The following is a 13288-nucleotide window of genomic DNA, read 5'->3' as shown; positions in this document are numbered from 1 at the left end:
CCAGCAGCGGGACAAGAAGAGGAACTTCCCCTTGCGCGTACCGATCATTGGCACCCTGTGCCTCGCATTCAGTCTGAGCGGCCCCATAGCGGCTCAGGCCATGGACTTCAGCGAACACACCGAAGTCCAACGCTTTATCGATGAAGTCAGCGAACGGCACGGCTTAGACCGCGCAGAGGTTGCCGAGCTGCTCGGGCAGGCGAAGCACCGCCAGGAAATTATTGACGCTATTACGCGACCGGCGGAGGGACTTCCCTGGTATCGGTATCGGCCGATCTTTCTGACAGATGAGCGAATCCGACTAGGTGTCGCCTATTGGAAAGAACATCAAGACATTCTTGAACGGGTTAGCGCCGAGTACGGAGTAGCCCCGGAGATATTGGTCGCTATCGTTGGCGTGGAAACCTATTACGGCCGCTATCGCGGACGCCATCGAGTCATCGACGCCTTAGCGACGTTGGCTTTCGACTACCCGCCGCGCGGCAGCTTCTTCCGTCGAGAGCTGGAGCATTTCCTACTGCTGACTCGGGAAGAAGGCATCGATCCGTTAGTCCTAAGCGGCTCCTACGCCGGCGCAATGGGCGTGCCCCAGTTCATTTCAAGTAGCTACCGGGCCTACGCGGTAGACGGCAGCAATAACGGCCGCCGCGACCTGTTCAGCGATCCGGCCGATATACTCGCAAGCGTTGCCAATTACTTTCGTCGTCACGGCTGGCGCGACGGCGACCCGGTGGTCGCGACGGCCCAGGTCAGCGGCAATGCCTGGCGTGAATTACTCGTTAACGATTTACGCCCACGCCACAGCGTTGCCGAATTACGTCAAGCCGGCATCCAATTTAACGCGACGCTAGCCGACGACCGGCGGGCACGCCTACTGGAGTTGGAGACCGAAGACGGCGCGGAGCACTGGGTGACCCTACAAAACTTCTACGTCATCACGCGTTACAACCACAGCCCGCTCTACGCTATGGCCGTACACCAACTGAGCGAGGCGATTCGAGAACAGCGGGAGGCTGAACAATGAAGCCGTGGTTACGCTTAGCGCCTTTACTCATCTGTCTGTTTATGATCGGCTGCGCGACCACGCCACCGAGCGAAACGGGTACGCCAGGGCCGGATCCGGACCGGCAGCCGGATGGCCCACCCGCCAACCCGCCGGACCTCAGCCATGTGATCGATCCGGAGCCGAAATGGGAGCCACCGAGCCGCTGGGGCAACCCCAGCAGCTACGAGGTATTCGGCGTCACCTATGAAGTGATGGATAGCATCGAGCAGGGCTATACCGAAGAGGGCATCGCCTCTTGGTACGGCAAGAAGTTTCATGGCAGGCGCACGTCGAGCGGGGAAACCTACGACATGTACGCCATGACGGCGGCCCATAAACATCTGCCGATCCCGGTCTACGTACGCGTCACCAACCTAGAGAACGATAAACAGATTATCGTCCGCGTCAACGATCGAGGCCCGTTCGCCAGAAACCGCATTATCGACTTATCCTACGCGGCCGCCTATCGCCTGGACATGCTCGACCGCGGTACGGCACCGGTCAGGATCGAGGTGATCGCAACAGAAGCACCCGCCAATATGGCCGACTACCAAGCCGGGGAACCCCCGGTGCCGGCCAAGGTCGAACCTAACGGCAGCAACATCTTCGTCCAGGCCGGCGCTTTCAGCCAACGCGGCAACGCCGAACGGCTGCGAACTCAGCTCCAAAATGCAGCACTGGATACGCCGGTTGAGATTCAGGCCGCGGAACTGGAGCGGGGCTCTGTGTACCGTGTGCGATTAGGACCGGTGAGGCAGGAAGAGCAGTTAGCACAACTCACTGCCCGGCTAGCCGAACTCGGCATTAACGCGCCCCAAGTGCTGCGCATGGAGTAATCGGACCAGTCCCCGGGCGACCGCCCAACGATTGACTCCGATACGCCGGCCTGTAGCGCTTGCGTGAATGCTAAATAACGTTTTGTGGTCGCCGGCAGTATTGGCGACCGACAAGGTAATAAGGAAGATTGACGGCTCATGGCTACGTGGACTAAATCCAGTCGCTTTATCGCTTCGCTAGTGTTGGTAGGCCTGTATCTGGTGGCCGGGGCAGTACAAGCCTCTATCCCCTTGCCGGCCCCTCCCAGTCTTTCGGCTAATAGTTACATTTTGCTGGACTTCCATAGCGGTCGAGAACTTGTCACCCATAACGCCGACGAGCGCGTGGATCCGGCAAGCCTGACAAAGATCATGACCGCCTATGTCGTTTTCAACGAACTTAAATCCGGCAACATTACCCTGGACGAGAGAGTCACGATTAGCGAACGCGCCTGGCGCGCCCCGGGCTCTCGGATGTTCGTCGAAGTCGGCACCCAGGTATCGGTAGAAAACCTGCTGAAAGGGCTGATTATTCAATCCGGCAACGATGCCAGCATCGCCCTAGCGGAGCACATTGCCGGCAACGAAGACACCTTCGCCCAGGTGATGAACCAGTATGCCGCGCGCCTGGGCATGGATAACACCAACTACCGCAATGCGACCGGGCTTCCGCACGAGGACCACTACACCACGGCACGGGATGTCGCGATTCTCGCCAAAGCAGCTATTCGGGATTTCCCGGAATATTACGCTTGGTACTCGGAGCGGCAATTCACCTGGAACGGTATCTCGCAGCGCAACCGTAACCAACTGCTATGGCGCGACGACTCCGTCGACGGCATGAAAACGGGCCACACCTCAGCCGCAGGCTATTGCCTTGCAACATCGGCTATGCGCGATAACATGCGTTTAGTCTCGGTCGTGATGGGTGCTTCGAGCGAACGCGCGCGTGCCGATCAAAGCCATGCGCTATTGAACTATGGGTTCCGGTTCTTCGAAACCCACCGCCTCTACGAAGCCAACAACGCACTGACCGAAACCCGCGTCTGGCGCGGCGCGGCGGATGGCCTACCGCTGGGCCTGAACCAAGATCTCTACGTCACGATTCCGCGTCGCCAGTACGACAACCTGCGCGCCAGCATGAGCGTGGACAGCCAGATTGTGGCCCCGGTAACGGCCGGCAGCCCGCTCGGCCACGTGGTTATCCGCCTGGGCGACGAGATCGTTCGGGAAGAACCGCTGTTCGCTTTAGATTCGGTGGACGAAGGTGGTTTTTGGCGCCGGATGATGGACGACGTTCGTTTGTTGTTCCACTAACAGACTGCCCGAAAAGGCTTTCCCGGCTACTTTCGGCTCGCGAACCGCTCCGCGCGCGTCGCTTAAGCGACGCGCGCCATTTCTTTGGGCTTGTTCGCCCGCTTATCATTGCAAAATTCTGGAAGCGGGTGTTTGCGCACCCTCTTCTTACGTCGATGTTACAATGGCCAGGAAACGCTGACCGCCGCCCCTGGAGAAGACGATGACTGCCGACGACGATACGCTGTTTGATTTTCCCTGCCGCTTTCCGATCAAGGCCATGGGACTTGCCAACAACGACATACGTCCGACCGTCGCAGCACTGGTTCGCGAACACGCTGCGGATGTTAGCGACGAGGACATTCAAGTTACACCGAGTCGGAACGGCAAGTACGTATCGGTTACCGTCACCATTACGGCCACCAGCCGGGAGCAGCTCGATACCATTTATCTTGCGCTAAACGATCACGATGCAATTGTCATGACGCTGTAGCCCCAGCCCCAAGTACTATGACAGCCGTACATCCGCTTACGATTCGCCAGCTCGGGTTACGGGACTACGAACCCGTATGGCGAGACATGCAAGACTTTACCGACCGGCGGACCCCAGACACTGCCGACGAAATCTGGTTCGTCGAGCACCCCTCGGTGTATACCTTGGGCTTGGCGGGCAAACGCGAACACTTGCTTGCACCGGGCGAGATTCCAGTTGTAGCTTGCGATCGCGGCGGGCAGGTTACGTATCACGGGCCTGGGCAATTGATTGCTTATGTACTGATCAATCTAAAACGGCGCGATTTCGGCGTCCGTCGCTTGGTCAGTCTTTTGGAGCAAAGCGTCGTCGACTTGTTAGCCGAGTTTGATATTGCGGCGGCGGCGAAGCCTGAAGCGCCCGGCGTCTACGTCGACGAAAAAAAGATTGCCTCTCTCGGCCTACGCGTACGCCGAGGTTGTAGTTATCACGGGCTGAGTCTCAATGTCGACATGGATGTGGAACCTTTTCAGCGGATTAACCCCTGCGGCTATCCGGGGCTGGAGGTAACGCAACTGAAAAACTTAGGCGTGGATATCGGTATGGGCGAGCTGAGCAAGCGCTTGCTAGTTCATCTGAACGCTCAGCTTGCCGGCAACTCCAACCGCTCCATCAGATAACCCAAACAATCCTGGCGGATAACTCGCTCATCCCGAGTCAGCATCGCCGGCATTGCATGACGACGCAGCTGTATCTCGTGGTTATCCACCGATAAGAAACGCCGTGTGGCATCCCGACCGCTATTGTCCTCCGCGACAATGGCCACCCCCGCATGGTTGCCGATTCTCCCCAAAGCGGTACCAACCGGCAGTTCGTGGAAATTGAGCTGTTCCAGATCTTCCAGCAATTCCAACTCGGCGCCGCAACGCCCAAAACCGAACGAGACGTCCGGAGCAATTTTGAGCGTAGCCACCGTATGGAAAACGCCCACCGGCATCGAAGGATGAGCCGGTATTTCGGCCAAATGGAGCCCCGCTTCGATAAATTCCTGCGCATGCTCTGCGGCAAACGCGCTCCCAGCCTGGCCGCACTCGACGGTTACCGCCGGGCACAACTCGGCAAACGCCATCGATTGCACACCGCGCGGACGCGTAAAGTACACAACCGTATGCGAAAACAAGGACGCCAGATGCAGATACTGACCGTCTAACCGATTAATGCAGCCGTAGTGCGGATTTAAGCCCGTATTATTGTGAATATCGATACTCGCGAACACACCTCGTCGCCGCATAATATCCACCACATCCGCCGCCATCCGAGCCTCGGGAGAGTCGACGTGCTCGCCGCCGGGCCAGATGCGGTTGTAATCCGGCTGTCCGTCCAGCCGCCGCAACCCCTCCCGAGCGGCCGTCACATTGCCGACAAACAAGGACAGCGCGCGCGGTAGGTCGCGACCTCGGTAGTGGCGCAGGACGGCTTGCACGGCCTCAACACCAGTCGTTTCGTTACCATGCAGCAATACCGATACGAAGAGCGCCGGCGTACGCCGCCCGGGCAGGTGGATTAAGCTTGGGCCACCCAACAACGCTGCCAAGGCTGTCGGAGCAGCGTCTACAAATCCGGCAGGCAAGGCTTCATAGATTTGCAGCATGCCCGCACCAACGTCCCGTTAACCGTGTCATCTTGCTCTCTACTTCACAGCGGCCATTCGTGCACCGGAATATCCGACTCCTGCCGCTTCAAGTACGCTTGGACCATGGCCGAAAAGTCGCGCCCGTAGCGTTCGGCAAAGGCACGCTGCCAGGCAGCCCCGGTCAGCTCGCTTTCAACGCGTCGTTCGATAATACTTAAGTAGCGATTGATATCGGTGCTGTCTACGCCGACAGTCTCCAGCCCGCTTTGCGCCAGGGGAAGTAAACTACTTAATATCAGTTGCCGCAGATTAGCGCGACTACCGCCGAACCAATCGATATCGGCCGCCAGGCCGCGCGCGCCGCTTCGTAAAAATTGCGTTCGGCAATCGCAAACGGCAAGCGGGCATCGGCCCCTTCTTCGCTTTTTGCCAAGCCGAAAACGAGGCCATAATAAAAGGCGGCGTTGGCCACCGAGTCGGGCACGGAAGGCCCCGCGGCCATCACTCGATGCTCAACTCGCAAATGCGGCCGGCCATCCTCATTGAAACCGATCACCGGGCGATTCCAACGCCAAATCGTGCCGTTGTGCAAACGTAGATGCGGGACGCGCTCTACCGGCTCGTCCAACACAACCGGCAACAGCACCGGGAAATGCTGGCGGTTCTCGACGAAGAAACCGTACAAACAGTCGCGCCCGTAGCCACTGCCGAAACTCACCCTGGCGTACGGACCGGCATGCCCTCCATGCAACGGCATCACCGCCACGGCCTGTTCGAACAAAGGAATCCGAGTCTCTTCCCACAATTGTCGACCGAACAGAAATGGCGAGTTGGCGGCTACCGCGACGGTGATCGCCGAAGCCAGCACGGACGCATTGAATAAAGGCTGCGCAGTCGCGGGCGAGACTTGAAGGTGTAATTGCAAGGATGTTGCCGCCGCCTCCAACATCACATCGCCTTGTGTCAACCGCAGGACTTCCTCGCCCTCGATATCCAAATCTAACGGCCGTCGATTGCGCAACAACAGCACCTGCTCATTCAGCGCACGGTACCGCTGCAAGTTCGACATCCTTTCCAGACACAAATGCTCGGGCTTTAGTGTGGGGAGTATTCCCACCATCCCAAGGCGAGCAGAGGAAGCCTCGGCCGCCGCGTTCGTCCGCTGCCATAGTGCGCTAAGTTGCGCTTCCATGGCAGAGAACGAGGCTCCCTTTGCAGGTAGAGGCAGACTATTCAACTCAAGGTTGTACTGTGCCAGCTCCGGCGCCAACAGAGGGTCCTGCTGTCGACCGAGCAAGGCATCGTTAACGCGCCGGATTACCTGCCTGATCGATTAACCAGGCTTCCAGCTCAAAGCCGAACCGCGGCGGTTCGGCCGCTAAGCCGCCCTGTTTCCACCAAGTTTTGAACAGCTCGGTTTCTTCTTTCAAACGCGCGGCAAAAGCGCGAAAGTCTTCTTTGCTGAACGAAGTCGAGTCAATTTCGATTCCCATCTGCGGCTCTTTACATATCCGGCTCAACGGCGCACCTGATTGCGCCTGTTTATCGGGCACGGCCATGACCTCAGACCGTCTTTTGCAGCATCCGATCTAAGGCGGCAAGTCGCGCCGGCGTGCCAACATCTATCCAATGGCCGCCATGATGTTCGCCCGTCACGTCGCCGCGCGCAATAGCCGCACGCAACAACGGCGCCAACCGAAAAGCGCCCGGCCGGCAATCGGCAAACAGTTGCGGGCGATACACACCAATCCCGCTGAACGTGAACCGCTCTCCCTGATCCTCAACGACACGCCCCGCCTGCAAACGAAAATCGCCTTCAGGGTGGTGCGACGGATTATCGACCAATACAAGATGAGCCACTCCAGTCGGCACTTCCGGCAAGGACTCAAAAGAGAAATCGGTCCACACATCGCCGTTTACCACAATAAACGGTTCGTCCCCTAACAACGGAAGCGCCTTAAAAATGCCTCCGCCGGTTTCTAACGCCTGCGAGCCTTCGTCGGAATACGCAAGGCGAACGCCAAACGCCGCGCCATCGCCGAGCGCCTCCGTAATCCGTTCGCCCAGCCAAGCAGTATTGATCACGATGTCGCGAATCCCGGCCGCTTTGAGCGCCTCGATGTGATGCACGATCAGCGGCCGTCCGGCAACCGGTAGCAGCGGTTTCGGCATTCGATCGGTCAGAGGGCGCATCCGCTCGCCGCGCCCAGCGGCTAAAATCATGGCTCGCATATCGCCTCCATAGCCGGCTGCACCTGTTCGACAAGCAATCGATGCAATCCTGCAAACTGCGGATAACGCTCGCTCACCTGAACTAGGTAAGCAAGCACTCGCGGAATATCCGGCAAATAGCGAGCTTTTCCGTCTCGGTGCCAAAGACGGGCAAAAATACCACTGACCTTGAGGTGCCGCTGCAAGCCCATCAGGTCAAACCAATACAGCCATTGTTCGCGATCGACCGTACCGACCAAATCGCGAATCCCCTCCCGGTCGAGATAACCCACGGCCCAGGCCTCAACCCGCTCAAGGGGCCAATCTATGTAGGCATCGCGCAGTAACGACACCAAATCGTAGGTGATGGGGCCGCGCACGGCATCCTGAAAATCCAATACCCCCGGACCGCCATCCGGCAAAATCATCAAGTTCCGCGAGTGGTAATCCCGGTGCACTACCACTTGCGGCTGACTGAGAGCGACTTCGACCAAGTGGGCAAAACTGGTTTCGAGCATTCGCGTGGTAGCCGAACTAAGCTCAAGACCCAAGTGCCGGGTCAACAACCAATCCGGGAATAAGCGCATTTCCCGCAGCAACATCGACTCGTCATAAATAGGGAGCGTTGTGGCTAACGCCTCGCCTTGGGTTTGTAGACGCGCCAAGGCCGCGAGCGCCTCCCGATAGAGATCGTCCGCCGGCTCGGCACCCAGCGCATCGAGATATTGGCGATCTCCCTGATCGGATAACAACAAAAAGCCGCGCGCCAGATCCGCTTCCAACACCTCCGGTGCGGCCAAACCCATCGACCGTAAGCAATCGGCAATACGGACAAACTCGTCGCAGCGCTCGTGACTCGGCGGCGCGTCCATAACGACCCAACTGGCGCTACCACGGCTGGCGCGGAAGTAGCGCCGAAAGCTGGCATCGCCGGATACCGGACGCAATGTATCGATCGCGTACCCACATTCTTCCACTAGCCAACGCTGCATGATCTGCAAGCGCTCGTCGTCGACCGCTGCCGGTAGCCGTTGGCTGGTTACTACATCCTCTGTCACGAGTTGCCTCTCAAAAAAGACCCATTGCCCTGCAGTATAAACGAGCGGCTTAAACTACCGACATGAACCATGTCGTTTACCGGACCTCCCGTTTAGCGAAAAGCGTAAGGAAGTAAAATGTGTCTGCCCAATTGATGCACTTCATCTTCTGTGAGATGGTATCGGCCGCTGCAGACACGGGTAAATCGCCGGTGTATCGAAAATCTTCTTTAACGCGCATCGCTCTACTTAGCGCTATGCTCGCCGGCGTAGCGCCGGTGCTCGCGCATGCCGAAAACAATGATCTGCCATTCGATCCTGCGTTGTGCGGCGGCCCTATTAGTACGCAACCGGACCCGGCGAATCTTGCCGCTCGCGAAGATCCCGCAACGCCTGTGACTATCGATGCCGACCGGGTCGACTATTTCGGCGCGACGCAAAGCTACCGGTTCGCCGGGAATGTCCTGCTGCAACAGGCCGACCAACAACTGCAAGCCGATCGCATCGTCTTCAACCAAGAGACCAGCCGGGCGGATGCGAGCGGCAACTTGCGTTATTACGAGGATGGGTTGACCCTATGGGCCGAGGAAGGGCATCTGTATTTCGATGTCACCCGCGGCGCGCTTTCCACCGCACGGTTTCAGTTCGAACATAGTTACACCCACGGCGACGCTGACGAGATTATTATCGAGGACAGCCAACGTAGTCGCTATCGGGACGTCAGGTTCACAACCTGCCCACCCGATCGTACCGACTGGTGGTTGCGCGGCAGCGAGTTGCGTACCGATCGCGAGGAGGGCATGGGCAGCGCTCGCCACGCATGGCTCCAATTCATGGGCGTTCCGTTGTTCTATACGCCTTATATCAGCTTCCCGATCGACGACCGGCGCCGCTCCGGTTTGTTAGCGCCTAGTTACCGGCAAAGCTCGCGTTCGGGCTTTGATCTACGCATCCCCTACTATTGGAACATGGCACCGAACTACGACGCCGTGCTCGCACCGCGTATCGTCACCCGTCGCGGCCTGATGCTGGATACCGAATGGCGTTTACTGACCCGACAGTTCGCGGCAGAAACCGATTTACAGTATTTACCGGACGACGACCTCTACGGCGACGACCGCTGGCTGGCCAGCCTCCGTATGGAGAGCCCCGAAGAGAGGGCTATTCAGTGGGAGCTCGACTTAAACCGCGTCAGCGACGAGGACTACCTGCGGGATTTCGGCAGCGGCATTGCCAGCAGCAGCGTCTCGCACCTTCCCTCTCTGGCAATAGCCAGTTATCAGACGCTGGACTTACGGGTCAGCGCCCAAGCGCAAACGTGGCAAACGCTTGACCAGGAAGTCAGCTCCCCCTACCGCATACTGCCGCGAGTCAGGGTCGACTATAATCCCGCCCCTATCGCCGCCGGACTCGACTACCGTCTGGAATCCGAGCTGACCTACTTCGATCACGCCAACCCCAGCGCCCGCGATACCGGCGTTCGCGCCCATGTCGTGCCGACCTTAAGCCGAACTTGGGACGGGCTGGCGTATTTTATTACGCCCAGTTTTGCGGTTAGCCACACCGAGTACTGGCTGGATCGCCCGGACAACAGCGCGGCGGAGAACCCCAGCAGCACGATACCGATCTTCAGTGTCGAGGCAGGGATATTTCTGGAGCGCGATTTCGCCTTAGGCAATCGCGCTTTAATGCAAACGCTGGAGCCACGACTGTTCTATCTGTACGTTCCCGAATACGATCAAAGCGACCAGCCGCGTTTCGATACCCGCGACAGCGAACTGACACTTGGTCAGCTCTTCCGCACCAATCGTTTTACCGGCCCCGACCGCCAAGGCGATGCCAACCAAGTCTCGGCGGCGTTGACCAGCCGCGTCGTCGACCGCCAAAGCGGACGGGAACACCTCAGCGCGTCAGTCGGCCAGATCTTTTACTTGGAAGACCGCGAAGTCACCATTAACGACGCCCTGGAAGATCCCACGCGCAATAGCTCTGACATCATGGCAGAACTTCGCAGCCAACTGCCCGGCGGTTTCAATGTCTTTGCGGATTATCGATGGGACCCTTACGATAACCGAACCCGGCGCAGCGGTTTACGCTTGCAGTATCGCCCGCAGCCTGACGCAGTGATCAATCTAGGGTATCGTTCGCGCACCGAACGCGACAGCGGCTCACGCGAGCTGGAACAAACCGACCTTTCGTTTGTCTGGCCTATAGGGGCACGCTGGCACGCGATTGGCGGTTGGCGCTACTCGCTGCTCGATAACGAAACCCTAGAACAGTTCGCGGGCTTTGAATTCGACAACTGCTGCTGGTCGTTCCGCCTATTGGCGCGCGAATATGTGCGCGACCTGGACCGGGAACCGGAACGTGAGGTCATGTTCCAACTAGAATTCACCGGGCTTGCCGATGTCGGACGCTCGGTACAAGATTTTATGATTGACGCTGTCACGGGCTATCGTCCGAGAAGGTAGACACCAACATGAGCATCTCTCTGCGCCGCCGCTTAACGCAATGGACCGCCGGTCTACTATTGGCCTGCATCGGCACTGCCGTCAGCGCCGGAGAAACCCTGGACCGCATCGTTGCGGTCGTCAACGACGATGTTGTACTCGCCTCCGAATTGGAGCAAGAGATGCAGCAAATCGCCGCTCAGCTGCAAGCGCAAGGCGCACGACTACCGCCCATACAGGTCTTGCGAGAGCAAGTGCTGGAGCGGCTTATTATCCAACGCTTACAGCTATCGGTGGCCGAGCGCATGGGCATACAAGTTGACGAAGCCACGCTCAACTCAGCCGTACGCCGTATTGCTCAACAAAACAACATGACCTTGTCGCAGTTTCGCGATGTCCTCGAACAAGACGGCATTAGCTATGCGCAATTCCGCGAGGCCGTACGCGACGAAATCGCCGTCACCCGCCTCCGGCAAGCCCAGCTGGAACGGCAAATACAAATCACTCCGCAGGAAATCGACGAGTATTTGGAAACGCGAGCCGCCCGCGACGACTCGACCGAGTATCTGGTCAGCCACATCCTGATCGCCACTCCTGAGGCGGCATCGGCCGAGCAGATCCGAGAAGCGCGCGCCGAAGCAGAGCAAGTCCTGGCCGAACTACGCGAAGGCGCCGACTTCGCCGCAATGGCGGCGAGTCACTCCGACAGCCGAACCGCGCTAGAAGGCGGTGATCTGGGCTGGCGCAGCGAAGGCGAGCTGCCCACCTTATTCGCCGCTGTCGTACCCGCCATGGAAACCGGCGAAGTGAGCGACATCATCGAGAATGCCGGCGGATTCCACATCGTCAAACTCCAACAACGGCGTACCGGAGACGCGGAGATGGTGACGCAAACCCGCGCCCGGCATATTCTCATTCGTACGACCGAACTGGTCGGGGACGACGATGCCCAAGCACGTATCGAAAGCCTACATCGCCGCATTGAGGGTGGTGCCAATTTTGCCGAACTGGCTCGCTCCCACTCCGACGACCCCGGCAGCGCCGCACGCGGCGGCGACTTAGGCTGGGCCGACCCCGGCACTATGGTGCCCGAATTCGAGAACGTCATGAACTCATTAGCACCGGGCGAGCTGAGCGAACCTTTCCGCACGCCCTTTGGCTGGCACATTGTGGAAGTGCTGGATCGCCGCGAACAAGACGTGAGCGAAGACATTCGACGCGCCCAAGCAGCCGAACAGTTGCGAGCGCGTAAGATGGAGGAGGCAACCGAGAACTGGTTGCGCCAGATGCGGGACGAGGCTTACGTCGAAATTCGGCTGGACTAGCTCATGCTGCAACTGCCGCGGATTGCGATTACGGCCGGCGAGCCGGCCGGCATCGGACCGGACCTTTGTGCCATGATCGCGCAACAGGCGCATCATGCAGAGCTGGTGGTTATCGCCGATAAAGCGTTGCTGGCCGCACGGGCGGCACAGCTTGGACTTCCGCTTACGTTACGCACCTTCGATGCCTCGGCGCCTCGGCAACGGCAAGCGGCAGGGCAATTGCAAGTTCTCCACACGCCGTTGCACACGCCCGTTGCAGCCGGTCGGCTCGACCCTGCAAACGCGAGCTATGTTCTGCAAACTTTGCGCGAGGGCGGCCAAGGCTGCCTGCAAGGGGTGTTCGATGCTGTGGTTACCGCCCCCGTCCATAAAGGCGTCATAAACGACGCCGGCACCGCGTTCACCGGGCATACCGAATACTTTGCCGAGCTTACCCAGGCACCGCTACCGGTCATGATGCTGGCCGCGGATCGGCTGCGTGTTGCCCTGGTCACCACGCACCTGCCGCTAAAAGATGTCAGTGCCGCCATCACCGACCAACGCCTGACCCAGGTGTGTCGTATTTTACAGCGCGATTTACAGCAAAAGTTCGGACTGGCTCAACCACGCGTGCTCGTTTGCGGCCTGAACCCCCATGCCGGCGAAGGCGGCCACCTTGGCCGGGAAGAGCTCGACGTGATCGAGCCTTGCCTGGCGCGGCTTCGAACCGAAGGATTGGATTTCCAAGGCCCCTTACCGGCGGATACGCTTTTTACGCCACAGCATTTGCAGGATGCCGACGCTGTGCTAGCGATGTATCACGACCAAGGGCTCCCGGTCCTCAAACATGTCGGATTCGGCCATGCGGTGAACATTACCCTGGGCTTGCCCATCATTCGCACTTCCGTCGACCATGGAACAGCCCTCATCTCCGGTACCGGCAAGATCGATTCCGGCAGCCTGGAAGCCGCTATCGTCGCGGCGACCGACTTGGCGCATACCTGTCATAAAGCATAAGCACTATC

General features: G+C 58.9%; 13 protein-coding genes. 8 read left to right on the top strand and 5 right to left on the bottom strand.

From position 1 onward, the window contains the following. The first annotated feature begins 31 nt into the window (after nt 1-31). From mltB to lipB, 5 genes are all read left to right on the top strand, one after another. A complete protein-coding gene (mltB, locus tag CAI21_RS01190; RefSeq protein ID WP_258867926.1) occupies nt 32-1024 on the top strand; it encodes a lytic murein transglycosylase B in 993 nt (330 codons plus the stop codon). Continuing rightward, nucleotides 1021-1881, top strand: coding sequence for a septal ring lytic transglycosylase RlpA family protein (locus tag CAI21_RS25435; RefSeq protein ID WP_116300599.1), 861 nt, complete (start codon nt 1021-1023; stop codon nt 1879-1881). Before mltB ends, CAI21_RS25435 begins: the two co-directional genes overlap by 4 nt. A 138-nt stretch (nt 1882-2019) precedes the next feature. After that, the gene (locus CAI21_RS01180; RefSeq protein WP_116300598.1) at nt 2020-3177 is read left to right on the top strand and encodes a D-alanyl-D-alanine carboxypeptidase family protein; all 1158 of its coding nucleotides are present in this window, start codon (nt 2020-2022) and stop codon (nt 3175-3177) included. 202 nt (nt 3178-3379) lie between these two features. Then, on the top strand, nt 3380-3649 hold the full coding sequence (locus CAI21_RS01175; protein ID WP_116300597.1) for a YbeD family protein: 270 nt from the start codon (nt 3380-3382) through the stop codon (nt 3647-3649). Nucleotides 3650-3666: 17 nt separating this feature from the next. Beyond that, the gene (lipB, locus tag CAI21_RS01170) at nt 3667-4308 is read left to right on the top strand and encodes a lipoyl(octanoyl) transferase LipB (RefSeq protein WP_116300596.1); all 642 of its coding nucleotides are present in this window, start codon (nt 3667-3669) and stop codon (nt 4306-4308) included. On the opposite strand, the gene CAI21_RS01165 is transcribed toward lipB, so the two are convergent. From CAI21_RS01165 to CAI21_RS01150, 5 genes are all read right to left on the bottom strand, one after another. After that, entirely contained in the window at nt 4272-5279 is a 1008-nt protein-coding gene (locus CAI21_RS01165) for a M14 family metallopeptidase (RefSeq protein ID WP_116300595.1), read from the bottom strand. The two genes, lipB and CAI21_RS01165, sit on opposite strands and share 37 nt — an antisense overlap. A gap of 277 nt (nt 5280-5556) precedes the next feature. Next, nucleotides 5557-6498 (bottom strand): glutamate-cysteine ligase family protein, encoded by a 942-nt coding sequence (locus tag CAI21_RS24470; RefSeq protein ID WP_472974021.1) that lies wholly within the window; start codon nt 6496-6498, stop codon nt 5557-5559. Nucleotides 6499-6565: 67 nt separating this feature from the next. After that, nucleotides 6566-6754, bottom strand: coding sequence for a hypothetical protein (locus tag CAI21_RS24465; protein ID WP_258868876.1), 189 nt, complete (start codon nt 6752-6754; stop codon nt 6566-6568). A 70-nt stretch (nt 6755-6824) separates the two neighbouring features. Continuing rightward, entirely contained in the window at nt 6825-7493 is a 669-nt protein-coding gene (murU, locus tag CAI21_RS01155) for an N-acetylmuramate alpha-1-phosphate uridylyltransferase MurU (protein ID WP_116300594.1), read from the bottom strand. Then, nucleotides 7481-8530: an aminoglycoside phosphotransferase family protein gene (locus tag CAI21_RS01150; protein WP_258867930.1), complete on the bottom strand. Its 1050-nt coding sequence runs from the start codon at nt 8528-8530 to the stop codon at nt 7481-7483. Before CAI21_RS01150 ends, murU begins: the two co-directional genes overlap by 13 nt. Nucleotides 8531-8649: 119 nt before the next feature. Here CAI21_RS01150 and CAI21_RS01145 point away from each other — a divergent pair, with 119 nt between their 5' ends. The 3 genes from CAI21_RS01145 to pdxA are packed head-to-tail and all read left to right on the top strand — an operon-like array spanning nt 8650 to nt 13280. Then, nucleotides 8650-10980, top strand: a complete 2331-nt coding sequence (locus tag CAI21_RS01145; protein ID WP_147305013.1) for an LPS-assembly protein LptD — start codon at nt 8650-8652, stop codon at nt 10978-10980. A gap of 8 nt (nt 10981-10988) precedes the next feature. Further along, nucleotides 10989-12284: a peptidylprolyl isomerase gene (locus CAI21_RS01140; RefSeq protein WP_116300592.1), complete on the top strand. Its 1296-nt coding sequence runs from the start codon at nt 10989-10991 to the stop codon at nt 12282-12284. 3 nt (nt 12285-12287) lie between these two features. Next, nucleotides 12288-13280, top strand: a complete 993-nt coding sequence (pdxA, locus tag CAI21_RS01135) for a 4-hydroxythreonine-4-phosphate dehydrogenase PdxA (RefSeq protein ID WP_116300591.1) — start codon at nt 12288-12290, stop codon at nt 13278-13280. Nucleotides 13281-13288 lie beyond the last annotated feature (8 nt).

This window comes from Alkalilimnicola ehrlichii, assembly GCF_003399765.1.
GTDB lineage: Bacteria > Pseudomonadota > Gammaproteobacteria > Nitrococcales > AK92 > AK92.
The sequence above is the reverse complement of the archived record's forward strand: the minus strand, read 5'-3'. Positions and strand labels throughout refer to the sequence as shown.